We start from the raw sequence: 25,798 nt of genomic DNA, 5'->3' as shown, positions 1-25,798 counted from the left end.
ACTTTATCCCGCGAGGCCGCGCTGACGCGTGCCTTCCCGAGAACGCTCCGTGTCAGGCGCACAACCAGGGGCGAGTGGCGGGCGGGTCAGTGTCCAGGATGCCGTGCGGTCGCAGGGCCGGAAGGAGGGCGTCGATGTCGGCGGCCTCGGTCAGCCCGGCCGGACCGGGGATCCAGAAGGACTGGGTGGCCTCACCCCACCAGATGACCAGGTGGCGGTTGCGGGCCTGGGCGGCCGCTGCCTGGGCGTGCTCGCGGGCGAACTCGGCGCGGTGGCCGCCCAGGCGGGGAAGCCGTTGGGCGCGGCGGGTCCGGCAGGAGGGGTGGTCACAGGAGGGGCAGGCCAGGCCGATGAGCGGTGTGCGGCGCGGGAGCATCGGGAAGGGGCGGAAGTCGTCGGGGCGCCGGGGCGAGGGGATAGGGTTACGCATCAGATCCTCTTTCCTTACTTATGCAACGGTTTAGGTTTCGGGGGTTCAGGGCCCAGAAGCAGCGTTGGCGCGCTCTCCTGGGCCCGTCTCATGTCACCGACAGGTCAGTCGTCTCGGTTGTCGGAGTTCCAGCGGCTTCCGGTGAGGTCGTAGGCCGGGTGGAACCAGACCGTGCGGTAGTGGGCGTTGCCGTTGTCGCCCCACTCGGAGGCGAAGGCGTCCACCAGGGCCAGGCCGCGCCCGGACTCGGCGGACAGGTTCAGTCCGTCGGGGTTGGACTTGAGGCGGGCGTCCCTGTCGCGCAGGCCACCCCGGTCGCGACAGGACAGGTGCAGCCCGGTGCGGTGGCGGTGCACGAGCAGGGTGTAGGTGCCCCCCGGGGCGGCCGGAGAGGCTGGGGCGGATGCTGTTGTTGGCCAGTTCGCTACCGAGCAGGGTGAACAGGTACCGGTAGTCGGCGGGCTTGGCGGCGGCGCAGGTGTCCAGGAACGCCCGCACCAGCGGCATGACGGCCGGCGTCCCGGCGAAGTCGTAGCGGCGCAGGCGGTAGTTCGGGCGTTCGGCGCAGCGGGTGAAGTAGTGGCGGTGCATGGGCCGAATGAAGCTGGACAGCGGCACCGTGGCCTCACCCAGCACGGGCACGGGAGCCGGGAGGGTTGCGGGCATGACGAACACACTCCTTGGCATGGCACGAGGTGAACAGGGGTTTCGTGGTGCCCGTTGGAGAAGTCTCACGGATGCCGTGATGCGCGGAACGGGCAAGGCGTAGCCTGACCGACATGAACCCTGTGTGATCCATCAGTCACTGACCACATCTTCATAGTGCTCTACGAATTTCGAGACTTCAACCGCATCACTTCGAATTTCGCAGAAAACCAGAGTAGGTTCTCCTCATGCAGAGTCCCATCAGCCCCACTGTGCGCCGCCGAAGGTTGGCCCGTGAGCTGCGGCGACTGCGGGAGACACATGTCCTCAAGCTCTCCGCCGCAGCGAAACAGGCCAAGGTACCGCTCTCCACGCTCAGCAACATCGAAAACGCCGAGGCACGACGCATCAAGGCACGTGACATCGACGCCCTCGCAGACCTGTACGAAGCACCGGACGGAATCCGGGCCGCCCTCCATGAACTCTCCCGCGAGTCCAAGGAGCAAGGCTGGTGGTCCAGCTACAAGGATGTCTTCGGCGGCAACGCGCTACCGGACTTCGAAGTCGAGGCGTCCATGATCCGCTCCTACGAGTGCATGGTCATCCCTGGTCTCCTCCAGACTCCGGAGTACAGCAAAGCGGTGTTCATGGGTGGAGGTGCTTACTCGGAAGCCGAAGCGGAACGCCATGTGGATGCCCGGATGCAGCGCCAACACATCCTGGGACGCCACAAGCCACCTCGCCTCTGGGCAGTCATCGACGAAGCTGCGCTACGACGCGAACTGGACGACCCGAGCATCATGCGTGACCAGCTTCAGCACCTACTCAACATGGCCACACGCCACAACATCGACATCCAGGTGCTCCCCTTCAGCGCGGGCATGCACGCCGGGATGTCCGGCTCGTTCGTCCTTCTAGACTTCCCTGGTGAACTCGACCCCAGCCTCGTGTACACCGAGACGGCGACCGATAGCCTCTTTGTCCAAGAATCAGATTCCGTGCAGCGATTTGTGACGGTCTTTTCGCACCTGAACGCAGCTGCCTTGAGAACATCACGCACCATTGGATTCATCCAAGACATCCTGGAGTCGAACGAACAGCATGAGAGCGTCTGAGAACTTGAATTTCTTCAAGTCCAGCTACAGCAGCGACCGTGTCAACTGCGTCGAGGTCGCGCACATCCCCACGAGCTTCCGCAAGAGCAGCTACAGCGGCACGGCCGTTCGCGACTCCAAGCACCCCGACGCCGGACACCTCCCCTTCCCCGCCACCGAGTGGAGCGGCTTCCTCTCCGCCGCCCTCTCCCGCTGACCGATAGACACAACAGTGCCCGGTCACTGCCTTCCCCTGGCAGTGACCGGGCACCTCGTCTTTCCGCACTCACCTACGTTCACCTGGCGGCAGGCAAGGACTGCTCTCCTGCTGGGACCCGAACTCCGGCTAACCGACCACAGAAAAACCCCAAAAAGTACTTATAGAACATCAGAAACACTAAAAACAAGGGTTTCTCTACACACATCAACAAAACAAATGGCCGCGAGCACCAATTTCTGAAAAACGCTTCCTGTCGATCTGACAGGAAGCTAGGCTCAGCGCATGCCGAACGAAACCTGGCAACCGCCCCCTGTGCTGTTGACCGTTGACCTGGTCATCCTGACCCTGAGGTCCTCAGCCCTCCACGTCCTCCTCATCGAGAGAGGCATCGAACCCTACAAAGGCGAACTGGCCCTGCCCGGCGGGTTCATCGCCGATTCCGGTGAGGACGTCTTCGACGCCGCCTGTCGGGAACTGCGCGAAGAGGCCAACCTCGACGCGACCGAGCTCCATCTGGAGCAGTTAGGTGCCTACGGGACCCCCGGCCGGGACCCGCGGGGGCGCATCGTCTCCGTCGCCTACCTCGCCATCGCACCCGGCCTGCCAGAGCCCGAGGCCGGTACCGACGCCTCGGCGGCCTCCTGGCGTCCCGTCGAGGAGTTCTCCTCGGGCCGCGGACGGCTCGCCTTCGACCACCGGCAGATCCTCGACGACGGGCTGGAACGCGCCCGCTCGAAGATCGAGCACACCTCGCTGGCCACGGCCTTCTGTGACGAGACCTTCACCATCGCCGAACTGCAACGGGTCTATGAGGCGGTGTGGGGGTTCGAACTCGACCCGCGCAACTTCTACCGCAAGGTCCAGACGGTGACGGGCTTCCTCACCCCGGTCGTCTCGGACCGACGCGTGACCAAAGGGCGCCCCGCGCGCCTCTTCCGAGCAGGCCCCCAACAGGTACTGCGCCCTCCGATGATGCGGCCCCTGCCCCCGAGCCGGAACGAGAACGAAGAATGAGCGACGACCTCGTAGTGGTGCTGACCGCCCTGAACCTGGAGTACAAGGCCGTGCGGGAGCGGCTCCGCTCCCCGGAACCGCACCTGCATCCCAGGGGCACACGGTTCGAGATCGGAACACTGCCCGGCGGCCACGGCCGTGTCGTCCTCGGACTCACCGGCAAGGGCAATCAGTCGTCCGCGGTTCTGGTCGAGCGGGCCGTCCAGGAGTTCTCACCGGCCGCGGTGCTCTTCGTGGGCGTGGCCGGAGCCCTGTGGGACACGCCTCCGCTGGGTGACGTGGTCGTGGCGACGCACGTGTACGCCTACCACGGCGGAACCAGCGAGGACGACGGCCTCAAGGCCCGGCCCCGCGCGTGGGAGTCACCGCACGGCATCGCCCAGACGGCCGCACACCTGGCCAGGCTCGGCACATGGTCCCGGCACACACCACCGGAGAGGCCGCGCCCCCAGGCGCACCTGGGTCCCATCGCCGCCGGAGAGATCGTGCAGAACTCGCGTATCTCCCGCGAGGCCGAGTGGATCAGGCAGACCTACAACGACGCGTTGGCCATCGAGATGGAGGGCGCCGGGGTCTCCCAGGCCGGACATCTGAGCGGCGCACCGGTGGCGATCGTGCGCGGCATCAGTGACCGCGCCGACGGCACGAAGGCCAGCGAGGCGGACCACGAATGGCAGCCGGTCGCCGCCGCGAACGCTGCGGCCTTCGCCCTGGACCTCGCGGAAGAACTCATAGGGCAGGAGGAGTCCCCCACCATGCGCAAGGACAGCAACTCCGGTGACGGAGGAAACGTCACCAATACCGCCTACGGAAGTGTCGGCGTCCAGGCGGGTCACGTGCGCGACAGCACGTTCCACGTGTCCTTCGCCGCACCCGGGTCCAGCGGAAGCGGGATCGCGGACGAACTCGCCGCCCTCAGGGAGAAACTGGCGAGGGAACACTCTGCGGGATGCATCGACGAGGACACCCACGAGGCGGCGTCGGCCGAGATCGACATCGCCGACAAGGGAATCGAGGAAGGGACGCCCGAGAGCAGGAAGACCTCGGTCCTGGCCCTGAAGCGCCTGCGGGGGCTGCTCGGCGACCTGGCGTCGCTGGCCGCGCACGTCGCGACGCTGATCACCGCGGTGAAGGGACTCTCATGAGCGGGCCTGATACCGCCGACACCGTCAACACCGCCGAATCCGGCTCCTACGTCGGGGTTCAGGCCGGCCATGTGCACGACTCCGTCATTTACGTAGTGGGCCCCGACGACCCGCCTGAACGTGATTACGAAGTCGGGTGCCGCTACCTCGCGGACGGAGTCCCGGTCAAAGCGAGGGAGCACCTTGAGCGAGCCTACGCTCGCGGATTCGACGGCCCGGAGATCCATTTCCATCGGGCTCTGGCCGTCCTCAGCAAGCGCTCCTACCGGGATCTCACCAAGGAGGACCGCACGGTCCTGGGAGAGCTGTCAGCCCGGCGGACACCGGCAGGGTGTAACCAGTGGTGGCGGGGCCTGGACATCGTCTTCGCGCTCCTGTCCTGCATAGACGGCTCCGGTGGAGACCCAGCGGACACGATGATCCGCTTGGACGCTCTTCCCAACATGCAGCGCGACCTGATTCTGCGCCATCTCGGTCTGGTACTCACCGGAAGTATGAAGCAGGGTGTGTGGCACCAGATCCGGGAGGGCGCCAAACTGGAGCAACGTGCCAACGAACGGGTCGACCGGGCTTGGGCCTACTTCGAACCCGTACCCGCCAGGGCCAGGGCCAGGAGGCCTAGGCCGAAATCCACCGCCCTCCGGGATGTCTTCGGAGGTCTGATACTGGCGAGCACGTTCCTTTTCCCTGTCACGGTCGTGATGAAGTCCGCCTTGGCTCAGGGGAGCCTGTCGTCGCTGATTTCCTGCTTGGCCATGCTCGTCTTCGGGTCCGCCGCAGGTTGGCACATCGCCTTTTGGAACCACCAACACCGGCGCAGGATCGCCAAGGAACAGGAGTACGGTTACCGACGCTCGCGCATGCGTCCGCCCGAGCGCGGTTTCGCCGATCATGTGGAGCGCGCGTTCGACCACTACTTCGCCAAGTACGCCCCCGAACCGGAGAACAGGGACGAGTGGCTCAGCAAGACCATCGGCGTACGCCGGTCTCTGCGTGATGAGGTCGCCCGTGTCTACCGGGAGAGCAGTGTTCGCAACGGAGCAGTGAACTGGCTGATCCGGTTCATGGTGCGCGATGTTCGTCGGCGCTGGACCAAGGGCCTGCCGCTGGAGCCTGAGGAAATCCACGCGGTGGGAACGGCGGCCAAAGCACGGTGCGTGATCCTGTGTCTGCTCTCGACGGCGGCGGCCATGACGACCCTCAGTATCGCGTTCCAGGAGTCACCGGTCTCAACCGTGGGCTGTGTCCTCCTGACTGTGGTCGTCGGCAGGTTCACGATTCCCCTGTGGTTGAGGATCCACAGTGAACACCGTCGTTACAGGGAGGAGAACTGGGAACGGGAGGCCGTCCTCACCGCGCGGGAAGCCGAGTACGAACGGTGGAAGGGCAAGCTCGAAGCGCTGATGCCCACGGAAACGGAGATGGAGGCCTGGTTGAACGCGGATAAGACCCTAATCCTCAACGAGGCCCTGAAACACCACCGCCTGGCCTGGTCTGAGGTCACCACCCACGCTTTCCTCCCGACACCGGACCGTCCCTGCAAGTCGGCCAGCGTACCGAGAGGGCCTTGGCGCCACTCGAAGTACGAGATCAGGGTCTTTTTGGTCACCAACGAAGGAGTGCGAGAGGCCACGGCCAAACTCGACTTCGAGCGGGCACGGTGGCACCGCAGCGAACGGGACAACTACCGCTTCGACGCGCTTTCCTCCGTCCAGGTGCAGATCAAGAGTGCACGGCGTTACACCTTGAACATCACGCTGACCAACGGACCGGCCAAGAGCATCCCGGTATCCGACACTCCCGTTCACAACCAAGGGGACGAGGAACCGCAGACCGAGGCATCGGACATCAATCTCGACGCCGCCGGGTTCTCCCACACGCTCCGCATCCTCGAAGGTATGGCCGCCGAGGGAAAACCGTGGTTCGAACGCGCGACGGATCCTCCACCCGCTTTCGCGGCCGAGCGCCCCGAGACCGATGCCCCTTCGGACGCGGGTGCCGCCGCACCGGCACGGAACGGTAAGGTCCGCCGCGAGCGATCAACGCAACCGCTCCCGGCGGCTCCCGTACCGTGAGCCTCCGGTGCGTCCGCGCAGGCGCACCACGGCGGTGCAAGGCTCGCACCCGGAGGGTGCACATCTCCCAGCGGGATCCGGAGCAACGCAGCACAACCGGGTGAAGGCACTCGCCCACCACCCGCAACTCCTTGTGTGCTCGCGGTTCAGAACGCTTACCGACCACAGGCCGGGTCCCGTCACCCACCGCAGAGACGAAAGCCCCTGACAAGCGCGAGCGCGCAACTGTCAGGGGCTTTTGGGTTGTCGGGGCAGCGGCGGGCTTGACGTTCAGCCCGTCTTCCGCAGGGCCGCGCGGGCGAACGCTCTGCCCCGCGCCGTCGGCGCGATCCCACGGGCGAGAGAACCCTTGGGCCACCCGCCCAACACGTCCAGCACCACCCACGCCTCGTGGGCGGTGTCCCTGGCCGCCAGGGAGTCCACCGGCAGGCCTTCGCCGATCCGCCACCCCAGGCCGGTCAGGGCCTCCGCGACCTCTCCGGGCACGTCCCGGCTCCCGGCCGCCGCGGCCAGCACCGTCACCAGGCACCCCACCCGCTCGACCTCGGGCTTCGGTTCGGGCGGCATCCGTGCGGCCAGGTGGTCCCACAGCGCCCGGGGGTCGTCGCGCACCTCCCTGCCCACCCTGGTGGGCAGCAGCCGCCCCTTGTACCTGCGCACCAGTCCCATCCTCCGCGCGGACTCGCGCAGGTTGAGCACCGGGAGCGTCTGGCTCTCCCGGTTGAGCGCGCCTATCCAGCTCCCGGACAGGCCCAGCGCTCCGGCGGCCTCCTCCACACTGGCCGGAGGCAGGTACCCGGATCCGGTCAGCTTCACCCCGTCGTCGCCGACGTGGTCCAGCAACCAGGTGTAGGGACCCACCGCGGCGCGGACGGTGGCCGTGCTCGGCTCCTCGTCTCCGGACGAGGTCGCCTCGGCGGCCAGGGACAGCAACCGCCCCCGCACCCGCGGGTCGCGCACGGAGCCGAGCAACCCGACGACCGACCCGGGAAGGTCTCCGGGGGGCGGTTCGGACACCACCCTCAGGGTCCGGTTGACCGCGTCGGCGTCGAACGGGACCGGCGCCCGGTCCGGGTCGGGGTCCTCGCCGAAGGCCTCCCGGTACTCGGCGAGCGCCTCGGCGTGCTCGGGGTGCCCGGTGTCGGTGGCGGCACTGAGAAGTTCGTACCCGGGCGCACCGCCGCAGTCCTCGGGAGGCGCGGGCCTGCCTCCGTCCGTGCACACGGCCCGCGCGGTGTCCGCGTCGCGGGGCAGGACTGTTTGAAGGGTGAGCAGGTGCTCCCAATCGTCGCCGAAGTCGTAGACGTAGAACAGTCGGTCTCCGACGTCGACCAGGACCTCGTCCAGCCTCACCTGTTCCTCGGGGACACCGGTCTCACCCTCAGACACATCGAACGGCGACAGGTAGCGCTCCGTGTCGTCGTTGTAGTAGTCGGGACCGCTGCCGAAGCGGTGCAGGTGGTAGTCCTCCCAACCGAACGCGGCTTGGAGGATGGCGTGCACCTCGTTCAGGAACAGGTCCGAGGCCAGTTCCAGCCCGCGCCAGACGGGCGGCTCGGTACCCGTGAGCTCGGCACTGACCCGGTAGACGACGGCCTCGTCGCGGCGCGGTCGCCGCCGGGACGAGGGCACGGGGCTGGTGAACGGGTCGGCCGAGTCCCACGGCAGACGTTCGGACTCATCAGGGACGTTGTCGGGTCCGTCGTGATCGCGCACGGGGGCAGAGTACCGAGGAACCAGACGTCCCTCTCATGGGAATCGCGGGTCGCCCGTAACCGGTGCCGCGTGCTGTCCTGCATCCAGTGGACTGCCCGGAGTGGGGCGTCCCGAGGTTTAGGGCCACATGTCCGGTGGCCCGCCACCACGCCGGGAAGCGCCCTCGACGACCATGGAGTATGGAGCCGGGTACCCAAGAGCCGGAAACGTTCGACGCGATCGTGGCCCGTCGTGGACACCGGGAACGTCGGGAACGTCAATGCCCATGAGAAGTGAACCGCCGGCGCATGCGGAAGTAAAAAATCCGCGTGGAGCTCGGCTGTCAGTGGCGGCGGGGGTGTTCGTCAGGTGTTCGCCTAAGCGTGCGAACAGGGTGGATGGTGCTGACAGTGCAGGTCAGAGGTGGTACGGGGTGTTCGTTCTCATGCCCCGACTTATCACGTCTTTCTTCCTCTTACCGGGGTGAGAGAGGGGCCGGGCCGGGACGAGGCACGGGAGGTTCTGCCTGCGGGGATGTCCAATCCGGTGAGTGGAGTGGCTGTTCTGGTGGGGAATGGGCGTGCCCATGTGGATGTGGGACGGGGACGGCGGTGTCAGGGGCGGGAGCGCTGGTGCCCGGCCAGGGGCAAGGGCCGGGAAAGGTGTCGACGGGTACAGGAGCCGGTGGTGTGTCTGGCCGAGGCGCGCGGGACGCGGCCGCGGTGCAAGGGGAAGCGCTTTTCGCGCGGGCAGTGCTTCGGGCAGGCCGGATATTGGGTGGTGTCCATGCTCGGGCACGTGAGGAAGGGTGAGTTGTCCGCTGCGTTCTTGTTGGGTGTCCTGGATCCCTTCCGTGCGTGATTGAATCCTGCTGAGTGGTCGCCTTGCGAGTGACGGCTCCAAGTGGGGGGATCGTCTTCGAGGTCTTCGAGCACCGCTGAGGTCTGGTGAGCCGGACAACGAAGTTGTGGTTTTTGAGTGGTTTATGATGTTTTTGGTGATTTTAGTGCCAGTGGTGCGTGTGTCTGCTTTTAAAGAAGTTGGAAAAACGGATGCTTGCCACCGGTAAGTTCGCAGGTCATTGACTCTGCTCCCCGCGCACGCGGGGATGGTCCCGGGTGCACCCCCGCGGCGATGCACACGGCCAACTGCTCCCCGCGCACGCGGGGATGGTCCCCCCCCACCCCCGGAAGGCCTCGTCCATCCCGCCCTGCTCCCCGCGCACGCGGGGATGGTCCCTCCGGATGAATGCTGGAACCCCCGGTCCGGCGCTGCTCCCCGCGCACGCGGGGATGGTCCCAGCCGCCCGGTCTGGTCGTCGATCTTGGTACCCTGCTCCCCGCGCACGCGGGGATGGTCCCCTCGGGCTCGTGCGTCTCTTCCTCCTCCTCCGCTGCTCCCCGCGCACGCGGGGATGGTCCCCATGGAAGCACCGAAGGTCACCGTGGGTCACGCTGCTCCCCGCGCACGCGGGGATGGTCCCCTGCTACTGCCGGGCGGCCATACCCCGGTGGACTGCTCCCCGCGCACGCGGGGATGGTCCCCCGAAGCCCACGCTGGAACCCACCCGGTTCGTCTGCTCCCCGCGCACGCGGGGATGGTCCGCGTTCTGTCAGCGCGGCGCCAGCAGGGCTGGCGTGATTTCTGACGCTTACAGGCATGCTTCCGGCTCTGTCAGCACCGGTGACAGAAACGCTGTCAGTACTCCCTGCGCGCACGGACGTGCTTTCCCGAGACTGACAGACAGATAAAGGGTCGCAAATTCGATCCCGCTCCAGCGGAAAGATCGGCTGACATCAGGCGCAGCGCAGGCATTCGTCCTACCTATCCAGGCACTCCAGCGCTGACAAAATCTCTCTGTCAGTACCATCCGCCAGTTCCTCCACTCCCTCCTCCACCCCGCTGATGAAACAGGGCACCGCGTCGGGGCTCTCCATGGTGTCCTCGGCCCCGCCCCCGCGCTCCGATTCCCCACCGTGTCAGCGCATCTGCGCACCGCCCCGCCCGGGCCTCCAGGGCCGAAGTGAGCTCAGGAGGAGGAACCCTTGTCAGCTGTCGGTCAGTTCGGGCCGCACCCGGGTAGCGCTGTCGCCCGCTGACAGTGGAGTGCACGGCCCCTGCCCGCGAACGCCGATGGCGGCCCGGTGTCCTCCCGGGTGGTGCCCATGCACACAGGAGGTTCCGGGCCGCTGCGGCTTCCGGCGGCGGAGCCCCCTGCCGGGCCCTGCCGTGGACGCGTCCGGTATCGGGGACGAGCACCTCTCTCACCGGCACGGAACCGTGCCCTCGCCGCAGACGGCCACCGTGCCCTGTGGCCGGTGCGGCGGTGGCGTGGCTCCGTGGCCGCTTCCGAGCTCCGCCCACCTCACGCGGCGCTCCGGGAGCGGCCAGCCCGACCCCCTCGGGCTGCCGCCGGTGCGTCCTCGCACCCAACTGGATGACGCACCGGGAAAGGCGGGTGCCGTCGTCCGTCAACCGGTTCCTCATTCATGATCGGTGGACCGAAACGGTCTCCGACCGGACGGTGTCCGGTGGCCCCCGGACCCTGGGCGGCGTGTCCCCGTCCCGTCTCCGGTGGCCGTCCGCGGCGGTGGGGCGGCCGGTCCGTCTCCCCCGCCGGGGACGGAACCGTTCACCCCCGCCCGGCAGGCGGCCAGCCGAGACAAGGTCCGGAACGCGGGTGTCGTGGCCTCCACGGACCCCGGAAGCGGTGACGCCGAAGAGGTCGAGTCCCTGCGCGAACCGGGTGGTCGGCGCGGGGTCCGGGGAGCCCTCCCCATGGACGGCGGCGCGCCCGCCGGGCGCCCCGTCGTCGGCCGCCCCGTCGCCAGCCGCGCCCTCCTCGGGGGCGCTCCGCAGGGCGTTCGGGTCGGCGGTCGCGTCCGGGGACAGCGGCGTACTGTGGTCGACCACCAGCACCGGCGGGTGGTCCTCGACGTCGAAGCGGCGCCAGGCCGTGGTCCCGGACTCGTCGCGTTCGCCGAGCCGGAGGTGGATGTGGGGTTCTCCGGCGTCCACGGCCCGCTGGTAGGCCTCGGTCAGGTCGAACTCCACGCCGCCGGGCACGGGGCAGGCGGACCGCCCGCCCCTGATCCCCCGGGTGTCGAGCAGGGCGCGTGCCCGCGGCTGGTCGTTCCAGGTGGCCCCCTCGTCGAAGGGGTCGACCCGGTGCAGCTGCACGAAGGAGTCGCTGCCGCAGTCGTAGGACCACGCCACCTCGGTGCGCAGCACCGCGGAGTCGACGACGGCCCCGGGGCCGGACGCGACGGGGAACCGGAACAGGGCCCGGCGGGTGTAGTTCCGGTCCCATTCGAGGCGTCCGGTGCCCACGCTCGCGGTTTCGGCTCCGTCGTGGGCCCGGTCGGGGAAGGCGCGGTCCACGTAGGTCCACGAGGAGCTCTCGACCTCGGTCCACTCGCCGTGGGGGCGCGCCGGGGCGGAAGGACCGTCGGTGGCGGACGCGGCCCCGGGTCCGGCCGGGCCGCTGGTCCCCTCCGTCTCCGGGTCGCTCCCGCGCGGTCCACCGCTCCGCTCCCCCGAGGCACCGTGTCCTCCGGGGACGGCGGAGCCGTCGGCGGTGGCGGGGACGCCCTCGTCAGCTGTGGCGGGAGCGGCCGCCCCCAGCACGAGCACCAGGGCGTAAGCCGCACAGACCGCCGTCGCACGGGTCAGGGAACGACGCATTACGGGTGGTGCCTACACATTCCAGCTATGACCGAAAAAGAATTCAGGAGAAACGTTCACATCCCGCTTCAGCCACGAGGAATTTACCAAATTCCCCTAGCGCCCCACAAACCTCAGGGATATAAACGCTGACCAAAACCCTGGTTATCACCTGAAGAAATAACGGCATCGCGCAAACCCGGTCCACCCGAAAAGAAGCACGCGAACACGCGGGCATCCTTTATTCGACAGCCAGGAAAAACCATTCACGTCAGACCGGAAACCGGCTACCGCTGGGCGCACACCGGCGGCGGCCTCGCCGTGGAGCCCACCAGCAGGGTGGGCTCCACGGCGAGGCCGCCAGGGGAGTCCCCCGCGTCCGTCGCCGGACGGGTTCTCAGACCATGAGGGCCATGACGGCGGGGGCGACCACCGAGTAGCTGTTGTTGACCACGTGGACCACGACACCGGGCCAGACGGACCTGGTCCGGTGGAGCAGCACGGCGGCGATGACACCGGCGACGAAGGCCACCGGCAGGAGGTAGTTGATCCCGTGCGCCAGCGCGAAGACCGCGGAGCTGACCAGCACCGCCACCCACTGCCCGTACCGGCTCAGGGCGTTGGCGAGCACCCCTCGGAAGAAGAACTCCTCTCCGATGGGCGTCAGGACCCCGCCGAGGAGCAGAGCGGCGGCGAAGAAGACCAGGCCGCCCGCGGCGGCGGCCTGGTAGGAGGCCTGGGTGTCCTGGGCGCCGGAGTAGAGGAAGATCGCCGTGGTACTGGCGATGTTGAGCACGATCATGAGGATCCCTGCCCCGAACGCCACGGCCAGCCACTTGGCGGAGACCCGCCGCAGACCGAACGGACCGAGGCCGCGGACGCGCACGAGCACCGCCGCGGCGAAGCCCCCGAGCGGGGCGAGCCCGGAGATCGCGTACTGGGCGAGGCCGCCGAGCTCCGCGCTCTCGGCGGGGATCTGGAGGAACAGCAGGATTCCGACGGCGTAGAGCACGAGGGCGACGACCGTACCGACGACGATCTCGGGCCAGCCGACCCGGCGCCTCCCGCCCTGTGCGTCGGGGGCCGTGGGCTGCTGGCCGGGGTGTGCTTCAGCGTTGGTGGACATGTTTCCTTCCTGCGTTCGGTTGTCGGGGCGTACCAGTACCCGGCTGCGGAAGGTGTAGGCATTCCCCTGGTGACCCGCCGTGCGGCCGTGCGGGGAAGACGGGATCCGCCGCTCCCGCGCGAACGCGGCTGCCGGCGGGCGCCTCCGTGCCACACGGGCACCCGCGCCCCCTCGCGCCCTCCCCTCCCGGCGCGCGGGGCCCCGCGGGGGCCGCTTTCCCGACCGTGCCACTGTGCGGGCGGTCACAGAGTGAACACGTTTGACGCTCTCATCAGGACTTACCAGTGCACTGGTAAGACAGATGTATATGTCAGCGGCGCGGCTGTGGCACGATGAAGACGTGAACCGACAGGCCAACTTCACCCTCGCCCCCTCGTCCCTGACCGACGCGCTCTACCAGTCGCTGCGCGCTCGCATCGTCAACGGGGAGATCGCGGCTGGCGAGAAGCTCACCGAGCACCGGATCGCCAGCGAGTACGACGTCGCGCGCCCCACAGCCAAGGCGTGCCTGGAGCGGCTCACCGCCCTCGGCCTCCTGCGCCGGTCGGCCCACAAGACGGCGGTGGTCCCCGACTTCCACGCCGACGAGATCCGCGACCTCTTCTTCAGCCGGGGCACGGTGGAGAGCGCGGCGGTCACCGTCCTGGCGGCCGAGGGGGCGGTCCCGAGGGAGGCCACGGAGGCGCAGGCGCTGATCGAGGCCGCGGCCAGGGACGGCGACTTCGAGCGCCAGGTGGAGGCCGACATCGCCTTCCACACCGCGCTGGTCTCCGGTGCGGGCAGCGAGCGCCTGAGCAGGATGCACGAGCTGATCATGGGCGAGGTGCACCTGACCATGGGCCGCTTCCAGGCGCACCGGTCCACGCAGGGCAGCACCGTGGCCCACGAGCACGCGACGATCCTGGAAAGCATCAGGGCGCAGGACCCCGAGGCGGCGCGCCTGAGGCTGGCCGAGCACCTCGACCACGCGCGCGGCCGCCTCCTGTCCCTGCTGGAGGCGGGGACCCGGGAGGCGGCCGGAGCCGAGTAGGGCTCACTTGAGTCCGCTGGTGACCATCCCGCGGATCAGGTAGCGCTGCGCGAAGACGAAGAACAGGATGACCGGCAGCAGGGATATCAGGGACATCGCGAACAGCATCCCGATGCCCTGCTGGCTCTCCGAGCTGACCATGGAGCTCAGCGCGACCGGAACGGTGTACATGTCCGTCGACGTCAGGTAGATCAGCGGCGTGAAGAAGTCGTTCCACGTCCAGATGAACGTGAAGATCGTCGTGGTCACCAGGGCGGGGCGCATCAGCGGCAGGATCACGTGCCAGAAGATCCGGAAGTGCCCGGCCCCGTCGATCTCGGCGGCGCGGTCGAGGTCGCGCGGAATGCCCCTGATGAACTGCACCATGAGGAAGACGAAGAACGCGTCGGTCGCCAGCAGCTTGGGGATCAGCAGCGGCAGGTAGGTGTCCACCCATCCCAGCTGGGCGAAGAAGATGTACTGCGGGATGATGAGCACGTGCATCGGCAGCATCACCGTGACGAGGGTGATCCCGAAGAAGAGGCGCCGGGCCCTGAACTCCAGCCGGGCCAGCGCGTAGGCGGCCAGTGAGCAGGAGACGAGGTTGCCCAGGATCGAGCCCACGGTCACCACGAGGGAGTTGACGAAGAACACCGAGAAGGGCTGGTTGAGGGCGTGCCAGCCCTCCCGGAAGTTCTCGAAGGTGACCTCGGTGGGCACCAGGCCCGGCTCGGTCAGGATCAGGTGCGCGGGTTTGAAGGCGCTGACGACCATCCAGACCAGCGGGTAGACCATCACGACCAGGAACAGCAGCAGTGCGCCGTGCTTGAGGATCGCGGTCCGCGGTCGGCGGCGGCGCTGCCGCGGACCGCTGGTGCCCGCGACCGTGGGGGCTTCGGTCATCAGTCGTCTCCGTAGAAGACCCAGTACTTGGACAGGAAGAAGTGGACCGCGGTCACGGCGCCGATCACCAGCAGCAGGACCCAGGCCAGCGCGGAGGCGTAGCCCATATCGAAGGACCTGAACCCCTGCTGGTACACGTAGAGCGTGTAGAAGAGGGTGGAGTCGACGGGTCCCCCGGTGCCGCCGCTGATGACATGCGCCTGCGTGAAGGTCTGGAAGGCGCCGATGGTCTGCAGGATGAGGTTGAAGAAGATGATCGGCGTCAGCATCGGGACGGTGATGTGCCGGAACTGCCGCAGGCGTGAGGCGCCGTCCACGCGCGCCGCCTCGTAGTACTCCTCGGGGATCTGCCGGAGGCCGGCCAGGAAGATCACCATCGGCGACCCGAAGGTCCACACGTTGAGCACGATCAGGGTGGACAGGGCCGTGGACGGGTTCTGGAGCCAGCTCTGCCCCTCGATGCCCAGCAGGCCGAGGAAGTCGTTGACCAGGCCGTTGTGCCCGAACACCTCGCGCCACAGGATGGCGACCGCGACGCTCGCGCCCAGCAGCGAGGGCAGGTAGAAGGCGCCCCGGTAGAACGAGAGGCCGCGCAGCCCCCGGTCGAGCATGACGGCCAGCAGGAGGGCGAACATCAGCTGGAGCGGCACCGAGACGACCACGTACCGGAGGGTGACCGAGGAGGCCGCCCAGAAGCGTTCGTCGCCGAGCATGCGCTCGAAGTTGGCCAGTCCGGTGAAGGCCGGTGTGCTGAGGATGTTGTAGTCGGTGAAGGCGAGGTAGAGCGAGGCGCCCAGCGGGATGGCCGTCACCAGGCCCAGGCCCAGCAGCCAGGGCGAGAGGAACACGTAGGCGGCGCGGCCCTGCCGCCGCCGCGAGGACGGCGCGGCGGGGCGTCGGGTTCTCGTGGAGGGGGGCACGCCCTACGCCCCCCGGTCGATGCCGGACTGGATCTCGGCGATGAGTTCCTCGGTCACCTGCGCGACCCCGGCGTTGCCCAGGGCGACGTTCTCCGAGGCCCGTGACATGGCCTCGCGCCAGGTCCCCGTCCCGGGCGGGGCCTCGTAGCGGGGGCGCTGCGGCTCGGCGCGGTCCGCCTCCACCACGGCCAGCATCTCCTTCTCGTCTTCGGAGGCGAAGTCGTAGGCCTCGGTGAGGAGGCGGGGGTTGGGCGGCGCGCCCATGGTGAGGCCGACGGTGCGCAGGAACTCGATGTTGTTGACGTTGAAGTCGATGAGCTTGCCCGCCGCCTCGACGTTCGCGTCGTCGATGCCCTGGTAGACGGCCAGCCGGGGGTAGTAGAGGAAGCGGTGTCCGTCGGCCGCGTCCGCGCCCACCGGCACGGACCGCAGGCGGTACTTCCAGTCGGGGAACATGGCGGCTTCGTCGATGATGTGGTTGGAGCTGCCGAAGTTGAGCAGGACCAGGTCGCCGACCGCGGAGAAGTCGGGCTGCATGCCCTCCTGCTCGCCCAGGCTCAGGACCGCCCCCTCGTCGAGGAGGACGCGCCACCACTCGAACCACTCGCCGAGGGCCTCCTCGTCGAAGCCGATGCCCCCGTCCTCGGTCCACAGGTCCTGGCCGCGCTGGCGCAGCCACGCCTCGAAGGCCATGTCCTGGTCGGGTGTGTAGGTCGCGCCCCGGCGCCCCTGCGCGTTGTTGGCGCTGTAGTCGATGAGGAACTCCGCGAGGTCGTCCCAGGTCCAGTCCTCCACGGGCATCTGCGCGCCCTCCTCTTCGAGGAAGGTCTCGTTGTGGCGGACCACGGGGACGAAGACCCCGTGCGGCATGCTGAGGAGCTCACCGCCCAGGGAGAAGGACTCGATGTCCTCGGCGCTGTAGTCGGAGAGGTCGAGGGTGGGGATGTCGTCGAGCCTGCGGTACAGCCCGTTCGCCTTGTAGGTCAGGACCTGGGGTGAGGCGATCCAGAAGACGTCGGCGACGCTGCGGGCCGCCATCTGCGTGGTCATGCGCTCCTGGAAGGCGGTGTACTCGGCGAACTCCGGCTCGACCGTGATGTCGGGGTTGGCCTCCTGGAACGCCTCCAGGGCCTCGGTGTAGTTCTGCTGGCGGACGGTGTTGCCCCACCAGGCGTACCGGAGGCCGTTCCCCGAGCCGCTGCCGCCACAGCCGGACAGGAGCAGGGAGGCCCCCACCGCGCCCATGCCGGTCAACGCGAGAAATGCGCGCCGATCGAAATCTCTCATCACGTTCCCTTCGCTGCGGGGGAGGTCACCCCAGTGAGTGTGCAGCTTCACAGGACATGTTTCCGGTGCTGATTTGGTAAGTCAATAACTCATGAATACTTGTTTTACAAAGTTACCGGGCGTTGACGGGACGCTCCGTGACCAGGACCTCGAAGAGGTCGACGCGGGGCAGCGCGACGCCCTCGCCGCCCTCTTCCGCGACCGTCAGGTCCGTGTCGGCGCGCAGGGCGCGGGCGGGCTGGCCCGTCCACCACGGCACCCGCAGGCGGCGCCCGTCGACCGGCAGCGGGGTGCGGAACCCCTGGGGCACGGCGCCGGAGTGGTTGACCAGGTGGACCACTCCCCCGGCCGCGGAGACCCCCAGGACCACCTCGACCTGCTCGGGCAGGTCGGTGTCGACCTCCACCGGGCCATTGGCCGCGCGCAGCGCGGTCTCGACGAACACGTCGCGGTGCCCGCTCAGGCCCAGCTGGTGGTAGGCCCTGCCCGGCGTCCAGGGCAGCACGGCCACCCGGCCGCGCCCGTGGGCGCGCCAGAGCGCGCCGGGGTGGTCGAGGAGGAGGTGGCCGTGGCACTTCTCGGGCGGGCCGTAGGGGGCCCGGGACAGCACCGGGAGGTCGGTGTCGGCGTCCGCGACGGGCTCGACCACGTGGAAGGCGCCCACCACGGGCAGGTCTCCCCCGCGTCGCGCGCCGTCCCGGCCGGGGCGGCGCAGGTGCAGCGAGCGCACGGACTCGACCGTGTCCCGGACCGCCGTCCGGCGCAGCACCGGTGAGCCCTCGATCAGGGAGGCGTCGCCGTCGAACCCGCTCGTGCCGGTGGCGAGCACGCCGCCGCCGGCCTCGGCGTAGCGCCCCAGGGCGTCCACCGTCTCCTGGTCCAGCGGCCCCAGGTCGGGCAGGACGACCAGCCCGTAGTCCCCCAGTCGGCCCTGGCGGTCGACGTCGCGGACCCGGGGCTCGGGCAGGACGTCGAAGGGGATGTGGCGTTCGAGGAGTGACGAGTACAGTCCCCGGAACTCGTGGACGGCCTCATCGAACCGGGCGGGGGCGAGCTTGAGCGGGTCCGGCCGGACGAGGAGGACCCGGGCCGCGGACACCAGCTCCCGGTAGAAGCGCTCGTGGTCGCGGTGGAACCGGGTCAGCTCACCGGCCGTGTCCAGGCACTCGTAGGTGACGTCGTCCGGTGTCCCCATGATGTACGTGGAGGGGTTGGCCCCCCGGGAGAAGGCCTGGACCAGGTACTGGGCGAAGTGGTGGGGCTCCTCGCCCGCCAGGCGGTAGGGCATGTCGACGAAGCCCACGGCGTTGGTGAGCACGGGTACCCCGGGCCGGTACGTCCGGGCCGCGCTGACGTGCTCGGCGGTCCGGTGGTGCCACAGGGTCCGCCCGACCGCGTTGTTGGCCTCGTGGAAGACGATGTCGGCGCGGTCGCCGAGGATGAGCGGCGCCTCCGGGCGGCGCGCGCTGACGTGGTCGCGCACGCGGGAGGTCAGGTCGTCGAGCACCGCCTCGGTGAAGCGCTTCCACACCCGGTAGGTGGGGGAGGCGGGCCCGGTGGGCATCTCGACTCCGGGCGCGAAGGCCGCGAACGCCCGCTGGCAGGGCAGGCAGTGGCACGTCCCCCGGTGGACACCGCTGTAGTCGACCTCGTTGAAGGACATCCAGTTGAAGAAGAACCCGTCGACGGGGTAGCGGTCCAGGACCTCGTCGACCACCTCCAGGAGGCGGTGCTGGTAGTAGTCCCCGCTGGGGCACACGCTGGTCAGGCCGTTGTAGACCTGCTGTGTGCCGTCGGCCCCCGTGAAGCACCACTCCGGGTGGCGCTCGGCCCGGCGGTGGTCGATCTTGGAGAAGTCCATCCTGGCCAGGACCCGTACGCCCCGCTCGCGTGCCGCCGCCACCGCGTCGCCCACGAGGTCGCCCGAGGGCCGCCGGTCCAGGGCGGGGTTGCGGGTCTGGAACTCCAGCTCCGTGGGGTAGTTGGACACGATGCCGCCGACGCTGAGGAGCCAGGCGCGCGCACCGAAGCCCTCCAGGTAGTCCAGGACCCGTTCGGCGTCGAGGGGTGCGTCGACCTCCCTGAGGTTGGTCTGGAACATCTGGAAGGGCCGGTGCCACCACAGGTCGTGCGCGCTCATGCCCGCTCACCCCGGATCCACGTGAAGCGGACGGCCTCCAGCAGGTCCGCGGAGTCCACGGTCACCTCGGCGCGCCCCGCGCGCACGCGCACCGGGACGTCGGACCCGGCGACCAGGAGGCGTGCGTCGGCGCCCACCGCGCCCTCCGGCAGGGCGACCGAGACCTTCTGCGCGGGCAGCGGGATGATCTCGCGCATGGGCCCCTTGAGTGCCATGGGGTTGGTGAGGTTGACGATCACCACGGCGACCGACTCCGGGTCCTCCCAGAGCGCGAGGTCGACCAGACCGCGTCCGCGGACCCGGACCCGTTCCGGCCCCCCGAGGGCCCAGCGGACGGCGTTGGCGACGAGCGTCCCGTGGTCGGGTTGGAGCGCCTCCCAGAACAGCGAGCCGAGGTTGAAGGCGACGTAGACCGAGCGCCCGCCTGCGGGCAGCTCCCGGGTGACCAGGGCGGGGCTCGCGGGCTGCTCCCGCGGGTAGACCTCCTCCATCGGCAGGTCGGGGTAGTCGGGCACGAAGCGCAGGGGCACGCCGGTCCCCGGGCGGGCGGTCACGCCGACGAGTTCGGTGCCGCCGATGATGCGCTCCGCTCCCCCGAATCCGTCCGTGGTGGGGTGCTCTCCGGTGAGCGCGACGTAGTTGTTCTTGACGGGTCCCCGCACCGGCATGCTCAGGTCCACGCCGAACACGTCGGCGAGTCCGAAGTTGGCCCGCGGGGTGCCGTACTCGTCGTCCAGGGAGGAGCGGTGGGCGGCCACGACGCTTCCCCCCGACTCGGTGAAGGCCCGGATCGCGCTGCACTGGTCCTGGCTCAGCCGCTCGGCGTCGGGCAGGACGAGCACCCTGAACCGGCCCAGCTCGCTCTCTGACAGGTTCTGCTCGGCGACGAGCTCGAAGGGGATGCGGGCCTCGACCAGGGCGTGGTAGAAGCCGTCCTCGTGCGAGCGCCCCCTCTCGGGGCCGCCCGTCTCCAGGAGCGCCACGTCCGCCGTGATGCGGCGGCCCGCGAGTTCGGGCTCCAGGCGCTCGTGGAGCGCGAAGGCCTCGGCGACGGGGCGCACCCACCGCCGGTCGGGCACCATGCCGTTGAACTTGGTGAACCACGGGAAGGCGCCCTGCGCGAAGCCGTCGACGATCCACATGGTGGTCTCGGCCCCGGGCGAGACCGAGTCCTTCCAGCGGTGCTGGTGGTGCTCGGGACCGATGGAGGTGATGAGTCCGACCGGCCTGTCCCGGAAGACCGCCCGGCTGCGCTTGCCGTTGCGCCCGGCCGACCAGGGCGCCTCCACCCCGGAACGGCCCTGCTTGTCGATGAGGAAGAACGGGAAGTGCCGGGCCAGCATGTCGCGGTCGAGGTCGCGCGCGGCGATGCTGCCCAGGTTGGGGATGAAGCGGGCGTGCGGGCGGATGTCGCGGACCGCCTGGTCCCACAGGCTCACCAGGTCGCTCAGCTTGCGCCTGCGCCACACCACGTAGGCGCGCCAGGCAGGGTCGGAGGTGTCCCCCTCCCGGCGCGGCAGGTCGAACCCCGTCTCGTCGCGGAAGCTGCGCAGCGCCGCCTCGCTGTAGGAGATGCCGTGGCCCTGCCAGCGGTTGGCGAAGACGGCGTCCACGTCGTAGCGGGTGACGATCTCGCGGGCGACCTCGGTGATGAAGTCGCGGTTGTACGGGCCGAACGGGCAGGTCAGCCAGATGCCGGGGTAGCCCCAGTGCTCCACCGGGCTGCCGTCGGCGGTACGTGCCAGCCACTCGGGGTGGGTGCTCGCGGCGTCGGCGTGGACGGCGTGGGGGTCCACTCTGGCCATGACGTGCATGTCCAGGCCGCGCGCACCCTCGACCAGGGCGCCGAAGGGGTCGGTGTCGCCGAGGTGGACGCTGCGGTGGTGGTGGGGGACGTCGGTCGGGTAGAAGGCGACGTACCCGCCCGCGCTGATGCAGGCCGCGTTGGACCTGGTCTCACGCATGACCTGGATCCAGAAGTCGGGGTCGAAGCGTCCGGGGTCGTTCTCGGTCAGCGTCAGCTGCGTCCAGCGCGTCGCGCCCAGATGCCAGTCGGCTTCGCGCGGCGCGCCGGCCGCGCTCTCGGGCCCGCTCTCCGTCACACCCTGTGCCATGTGGCTGGTCCTCTCGTCGGCTCGGCCGCCGCGGCCGCGGCTCGGCTCGCGCGCCGGTGGCGCGCCGCGACGGAGGCAGGACAGTATAGGCACATTGTCAGTCAAGATTTCAAGACTGACAATGTGCCTGCGAATGTGCCTACGAGGGACCCCTGATCAGTCCCGCGCGTCCGCGTCACGCCCCGACAGCCGCTCCACCTGCAACAGCAGCGCCGAGTGGTCGAGGGCACCGTGGCCCTGGGCGCGCAGCGATCCCATCAGGGTGGCCGTAAGCGCTCCCAGGGGCAGGGCCACCCCGGCCTCGCGGGCGGCGGCCGTCACGATCCCGAGGTCCTTGTGGTGCAGGTCCACCCTGAACCCCGGGTCGAACTCGCGCGCGAGCATGGACGCGGCCTTGCGGTCGAGCACCGTGCTGCCGGCCAGCCCACCGGAGAGCACGCGTACGGCGCTGTCGCGGTCGACGCCGTGGGCCTGGAGGAAGACCAGCGCCTCGGAGACGAGCTCGATCGTCCCGGCGACGATCAGCTGGTTGGCGGCCTTGACGGTCTGCCCGGCTCCGGCCGGACCGACGTGGACCACCGTCGTGCCGAGCGCGTCCAGCACCGGCTTGGCGAGGGCGAAGGCCCGCTCCTCGCCTCCGACCATGATCGAGAGCTTGGCCTCGACCGCCCCCTGCTCGCCCCCGCTCACGGGCGCGTCCAGGACCGCGACCCCCGCGGCCTCCCCGGCCCCGGCCACGGCGCGGGCCGTGTCGGGGCGGATCGTGCTCATGTCGATGAGCAGCGCACCGCGCCGCATGTGCTCCAGGGCGCCGCCCCCGCCCAGGACCACGGACTCCACGTCCGGGGAGTCGGGCAGCATCGTGATGACGGCGTCGGCCCCGCCCACCGCGTCGGCCACCGAGGAGGCGGCGCGGCCCCCCGCGCTCACCAGCGGCTCCGTCTTCGCGGCGCTGCGGTTGTACCCCACCACGTCGAACCCGGCACGGACGAGGTTGGTGGCCATGGGGGCGCCCATGACGCCCAGGCCGATGAAGGCGATCGTTCGCACACTCACTGCGGACTCCTTGGTCGATTCGTTGTCGGTCCGGCGGGCCGGACGGCCCGCCGGGGTGTGCTCTGCGGGCCGCGACGGCCGTCGCGGCCGGGTCACGCCGCCGCGCCGGGCAGGCCCGGCAGGTCCGACGAGCGCGTCCAGCCGAAGGGGTCGGGTCCCTCGCCCGCGTGCTCCAGCGCGGTCCAGCCGTCGTACCCGCCCCCGGCCAGGTCCCCCACCCAGTCGCGCAGCGGGAGGCCGCCCGTTCCGGGGGCGCCCCGGCCGGGCGCGTCCGCCACCTGGACGTGGCCGACGCGCCCCCGGTGCCGGGCGAGGGCGGCCGGGACGTCGTCGCCGTTGACGGCCAGGTGGTACACGTCGAACAGCAGGCCGAGGTTGTCCGCGCCCGTCTCGCGCTCGACCCGCTCGATCACGGCCACGGCGTCGTCCGCCGTGAGCAGCGGGTAGGACGAAGCGCCGCTGACCGGCTCGATCAGCACCGTGCCGCCGATCTCGGCCAGGGTGCCCGCGACCTCGCCCAGGGCGCGCACGGCCGCGGCGTCCTGCTCGGCGTCGGACACGTCCGCGCGGCGGTTGCCGTACAGGGCGTTGAAGGACCGGCAGCCCAGCGCCTCCGCGATCCGGCGGACCACCGCGGCGTTGGCCCGCAGCTCCTCGGCGCGGTCCGGCCAGGAGACCACGCCCCTGTCGCCGCCCGGCATATCACCGGCGAAGAGGTTGAGCCCGACCAGGCGCAGGCCCGAGGCGCGGACCGTGTCGACGAAGGACTCGACCTCGGCCTCGGCGGGAACGGGCTCCGCGAAGGGCCACCAGAACTCCACCGCCTCGAACCCGGCCTCCCGGACCGCCGCCAGCCTCTCCTCGGGCGGCCGGTCCTTCATCATGATCGAACAGTTCACGGCGTAGCGGGGTGTGCCCACGGTTCTCTCCTTCACCACGGTGGGAAACCGGACGGACCTCTGACAATTGGTCCGACCATCTGACCGATGGTGAAGCTAAACGGGTACCGCGTCCCGTGTCAACGGGTCAGCGGCCCGGCCCGTCCGCCCGGTCACGCCCGGAGCCCAGCTCGGTCAGCAGTCCCGTCTCGATCTCGCTCATGTGGACGGCCATCAGCTGACGCGCCCGGCGGTGGTCGCGCCGCTCGATGGCGCCGAGGACCTGCCGGTGGTGTTCGAGGTAGTGCCGGGCCTGGTCCCGCCGACCGCGGGAGCGGCCCTTGAGCTCGCTCCACATGGGTTCGCGCATGAGGTCGACCAGGGCCCGCTCCAGGGCGAAGAGCACGCTGTTGTGCGAGGACGCCGCCACCGCCAGGTGGAAGTCGGCGTCCACCGCCGAGGGGTCCGCGCCCTCTTCGAGCACGCGCTCCTGCTTGAGCACCAGGTCTTCGAGTACCCGCAGGTCGTTGGAGGTCCTCGCGGTGGCCGCGTGCTCGGCGCACACGGGTTCGAGGGCGGCCCTGGCCACGATCAGGTCGAGCGGGCTGTGCTCTCCGGCGACCGCGGCCCGGGCCCGGAGGGCGTTCTCCTCCGACCCCCCGTCGCCGACCACGTAGGTCCCGCTGCCCACGCGGACGTCGAGCACCCCGGCGTGCTCCAGGACCCGGATCGCCTCGCGGACCGAGCCGCGGCCGACCTCGAACCTCTCGGCCAGCACGCGCTCCGCGGGCAGCGGCGTCCCGGGCGGGAAGGTCCCCGAACGCACCCCGGCGAGGATCTGGTCGACCACCGAGGAGTAGACCTTGGCGTGCTCGACGGCGCGGAAGACGGAACGGCCCTCCTGTGGCATCCGGCACACACCTTCCCTATACTCACCTGACCGGTCGGACCAATACGGGCCACAAATTACCAGAGCGTACGAAGGACGTGATGTTCGTGCCCGAGCGCGGACGAGTACTCGTGAGCGGGCGCTTCGAGCCCGACGAGAGGGAGCGCATCCGCGCGGCCGCCGCGGGCGCCCCGGTGGAGTTCGTGGACGGGCTCGGCGACCGCACCGACCTCCTGGGGACGGCGACCGTCATCGCCGGAACCCTCAGCGGCGATCAACTGGCCCTCGCTCCCGCGGTGCGCTGGGTGCACAGCTGGGCGGCGGGGGTGAACAACGACCTCGCGGCCGGGCTGGACGCGCACCCCGCGGTCCTGACCTCCTCCGCGGGCAACGGCGCGGTCCCGCTGGCCGAGCACGCCATGATGCTCATGCTGATGCTGAACAGGGACGCCCCCCGGTGGGCCAGGGCCCAGTCCGAGCACCGTTGGGAGCGCTTCCAGCACGGTGAGCTCAACGGCCTCACCTGCGGGATCATCGGCCTGGGGAACTGCGGGCTCGACCTGGCGGCCAAGGCACGGGCCTTCCACATGCGGGTGGTGGGGGTGCGGCGCCGCACCGACCTCCCCTCCCCCGGCGTCGACGCCGTCCACCCTCCCGAGAACCTGCACCGCATGCTGGCCGAGTCCGACTTCGTGGTGGTCACGGCCCCGGACACGCCCGCCACCGAGCACCTCCTCGGCGAGGCGGAGCTGAGGGCGATGAAGGACACGGCGTACGTCATCGTGGTCTCACGCGGCGGGATCGTGGCCGACGGGGCACTGCTGCGGGCGCTCACCGAGGGGTGGATCGCCGGAGCCGGGCTCGACGCCCACGGCCGGGAGCCGCTGCCGCCGGACAGCCCCTTCTGGGACCTGCCCAACGTCATCGTCACCCCGCACAACGGGGCGACGACCGCCGCGACGCGGCGCCGGGGCGTGGACGTCTTCGTCGAGAACCTGGAGCGCCACGCGCAGGGCCGACCGCTGGTGAACGTGGTCGACAAGTCCGCCGGGTACTGATCCGGTCGGCGCACCGGTCCCGGCTCGCACCCGCACGGGCACAGCGACACGGATACACCGGCACGGGCACACCGGACTCCCGGGTTCCCGGCCTCCCGCGGCGGTCCCGCGAGGCGTTCACTCCCGCTCGGCGTCCGGGTCCGGCGGCGCCTCCTCGGGCAGGCTGAGGCGGCTCGCGAGCCGGTAGTCGACGCGGATGTCGGTGTACACCACCCCGGAGCGGACGCCGTGGGGAAGCCCCGAGCGTTCGCTGCCGGAGGTGCCCTCACGGCCCGGTTCCCCCCAAGTCCGGGACGTGACCTCCGGCACCTCGCCGAAGGTCAGTTCGTCCGCGGCCACGGAGGCGCTGATCTCCACGTCGTACTCGGGCCCGGTCCGATCCTCCACGGCCCCCACCTCCCGTTCTCCGGACGGTGCGCTCCGGGCCGCCCGGGGCG

Annotated in this window: 20 protein-coding genes, 1 pseudogene and 1 CRISPR repeat array; of the genes and pseudogenes, 7 read left to right on the top strand and 14 right to left on the bottom strand. The window is 69.8% G+C overall.

The window, feature by feature from the left end; genetic code table 11:
• Positions 1-52: 52 nt before the first annotated feature.
• Both AC0VX6_RS06690 and AC0VX6_RS06685 read right to left on the bottom strand, forming a co-directional pair.
• Positions 53-430 (bottom strand): hypothetical protein, encoded by a 378-nt coding sequence (locus AC0VX6_RS06690; protein ID WP_475467792.1) that lies wholly within the window; start codon positions 428-430, stop codon positions 53-55.
• A 104-nt stretch (positions 431-534) separates the two neighbouring features.
• A pseudogene (locus AC0VX6_RS06685) lies at positions 535-1,096 on the bottom strand (ATP-binding protein).
• 227 nt (positions 1,097-1,323) lie between these two features.
• Here AC0VX6_RS06685 and AC0VX6_RS06680 point away from each other — a divergent pair.
• The 5 genes from AC0VX6_RS06680 (at position 1,324) to AC0VX6_RS06660 (ending at position 6,623) form a co-directional block, all read left to right on the top strand.
• Positions 1,324-2,190, top strand: coding sequence for a helix-turn-helix domain-containing protein (locus AC0VX6_RS06680; RefSeq protein WP_475467791.1), 867 nt, complete (start codon positions 1,324-1,326; stop codon positions 2,188-2,190).
• Positions 2,177-2,386, top strand: a complete 210-nt coding sequence (locus AC0VX6_RS06675; RefSeq protein ID WP_475467789.1) for a DUF397 domain-containing protein — start codon at positions 2,177-2,179, stop codon at positions 2,384-2,386. The genes AC0VX6_RS06680 and AC0VX6_RS06675 overlap by 14 nt, the downstream gene beginning before the upstream one ends.
• 285 nt (positions 2,387-2,671) lie before the next feature.
• Positions 2,672-3,403 (top strand): NUDIX hydrolase, encoded by a 732-nt coding sequence (locus AC0VX6_RS06670; RefSeq protein ID WP_475467787.1) that lies wholly within the window; start codon positions 2,672-2,674, stop codon positions 3,401-3,403.
• Positions 3,400-4,548: a 5'-methylthioadenosine/S-adenosylhomocysteine nucleosidase family protein gene (locus AC0VX6_RS06665; protein WP_475467785.1), complete on the top strand. Its 1,149-nt coding sequence runs from the start codon at positions 3,400-3,402 to the stop codon at positions 4,546-4,548. Before AC0VX6_RS06670 ends, AC0VX6_RS06665 begins: the two co-directional genes overlap by 4 nt.
• Positions 4,545-6,623 (top strand): hypothetical protein, encoded by a 2,079-nt coding sequence (locus tag AC0VX6_RS06660; RefSeq protein WP_475467783.1) that lies wholly within the window; start codon positions 4,545-4,547, stop codon positions 6,621-6,623. Before AC0VX6_RS06665 ends, AC0VX6_RS06660 begins: the two co-directional genes overlap by 4 nt.
• A gap of 270 nt (positions 6,624-6,893) precedes the next feature.
• Here AC0VX6_RS06660 and AC0VX6_RS06655 read toward each other — a convergent pair whose 3' ends face one another.
• The 3 genes from AC0VX6_RS06655 to AC0VX6_RS06645 form a co-directional block, all read right to left on the bottom strand.
• On the bottom strand, positions 6,894-8,339 hold the full coding sequence (locus AC0VX6_RS06655) for a plasmid pRiA4b ORF-3 family protein (protein WP_475467782.1): 1,446 nt from the start codon (positions 8,337-8,339) through the stop codon (positions 6,894-6,896).
• A 1,066-nt stretch (positions 8,340-9,405) separates the two neighbouring features.
• Positions 9,406-9,923: a CRISPR direct-repeat array (repeat unit 29 nt; unit sequence CTGCTCCCCGCGCACGCGGGGATGGTCCC).
• 882 nt (positions 9,924-10,805) lie between these two features.
• A complete protein-coding gene (locus tag AC0VX6_RS06650; protein WP_475467781.1) occupies positions 10,806-12,002 on the bottom strand; it encodes a DNRLRE domain-containing protein in 1,197 nt (398 codons plus the stop codon).
• Between the two features lie 376 nt (positions 12,003-12,378).
• Positions 12,379-13,107: a CPBP family intramembrane glutamic endopeptidase gene (locus AC0VX6_RS06645; protein WP_274976645.1), complete on the bottom strand. Its 729-nt coding sequence runs from the start codon at positions 13,105-13,107 to the stop codon at positions 12,379-12,381.
• Positions 13,108-13,447: 340 nt separating this feature from the next.
• Between AC0VX6_RS06645 and AC0VX6_RS06640 the strand changes: the two genes are divergently transcribed.
• A complete protein-coding gene (locus AC0VX6_RS06640; protein WP_274976644.1) occupies positions 13,448-14,137 on the top strand; it encodes a GntR family transcriptional regulator in 690 nt (229 codons plus the stop codon).
• A gap of 3 nt (positions 14,138-14,140) precedes the next feature.
• Here the strand turns inward: AC0VX6_RS06640 and AC0VX6_RS06635 are convergent, their stop codons facing one another.
• The 8 genes from AC0VX6_RS06635 to AC0VX6_RS06600 form a co-directional block, all read right to left on the bottom strand.
• Entirely contained in the window at positions 14,141-15,019 is an 879-nt protein-coding gene (locus tag AC0VX6_RS06635; protein ID WP_274976643.1) for a carbohydrate ABC transporter permease, read from the bottom strand.
• Entirely contained in the window at positions 15,019-15,939 is a 921-nt protein-coding gene (locus AC0VX6_RS06630) for a carbohydrate ABC transporter permease (RefSeq protein ID WP_274976642.1), read from the bottom strand. The genes AC0VX6_RS06635 and AC0VX6_RS06630 overlap by 1 nt, the downstream gene beginning before the upstream one ends.
• A 3-nt stretch (positions 15,940-15,942) precedes the next feature.
• Complete coding sequence (locus tag AC0VX6_RS06625; RefSeq protein ID WP_475467779.1) at positions 15,943-17,226, bottom strand: ABC transporter substrate-binding protein; 1,284 nt, start codon at positions 17,224-17,226, stop codon at positions 15,943-15,945.
• Between the two features lie 112 nt (positions 17,227-17,338).
• Entirely contained in the window at positions 17,339-19,366 is a 2,028-nt protein-coding gene (locus AC0VX6_RS06620; RefSeq protein ID WP_475467777.1) for a beta-galactosidase, read from the bottom strand.
• Positions 19,363-21,480, bottom strand: a complete 2,118-nt coding sequence (locus tag AC0VX6_RS06615) for a family 10 glycosylhydrolase (protein ID WP_475467775.1) — start codon at positions 21,478-21,480, stop codon at positions 19,363-19,365. The genes AC0VX6_RS06620 and AC0VX6_RS06615 overlap by 4 nt, the downstream gene beginning before the upstream one ends.
• Before the next feature lie 156 nt (positions 21,481-21,636).
• Complete coding sequence (locus AC0VX6_RS06610) at positions 21,637-22,632, bottom strand: 2-hydroxy-3-oxopropionate reductase (RefSeq protein ID WP_302475387.1); 996 nt, start codon at positions 22,630-22,632, stop codon at positions 21,637-21,639.
• Positions 22,629-23,456 (bottom strand): hydroxypyruvate isomerase family protein, encoded by an 828-nt coding sequence (locus AC0VX6_RS06605; protein WP_475467773.1) that lies wholly within the window; start codon positions 23,454-23,456, stop codon positions 22,629-22,631. The genes AC0VX6_RS06610 and AC0VX6_RS06605 overlap by 4 nt, the downstream gene beginning before the upstream one ends.
• 106 nt (positions 23,457-23,562) lie before the next feature.
• Positions 23,563-24,324: a FadR/GntR family transcriptional regulator gene (locus tag AC0VX6_RS06600; RefSeq protein ID WP_475467771.1), complete on the bottom strand. Its 762-nt coding sequence runs from the start codon at positions 24,322-24,324 to the stop codon at positions 23,563-23,565.
• Positions 24,325-24,404: 80 nt separating this feature from the next.
• Between AC0VX6_RS06600 and AC0VX6_RS06595 the strand changes: the two genes are divergently transcribed.
• Complete coding sequence (locus tag AC0VX6_RS06595; RefSeq protein ID WP_475467769.1) at positions 24,405-25,361, top strand: D-2-hydroxyacid dehydrogenase; 957 nt, start codon at positions 24,405-24,407, stop codon at positions 25,359-25,361.
• 117 nt (positions 25,362-25,478) lie between these two features.
• Here the strand turns inward: AC0VX6_RS06595 and AC0VX6_RS06590 are convergent, their stop codons facing one another.
• Positions 25,479-25,748, bottom strand: coding sequence for a hypothetical protein (locus AC0VX6_RS06590; protein WP_274976634.1), 270 nt, complete (start codon positions 25,746-25,748; stop codon positions 25,479-25,481).
• Between the last annotated feature and the right edge of the window lie 50 nt (positions 25,749-25,798).

Source organism: Nocardiopsis sp. iso_25 (genome assembly GCF_056173305.1).
This window is presented reverse-complemented; position numbering and strand designations above follow the sequence as displayed.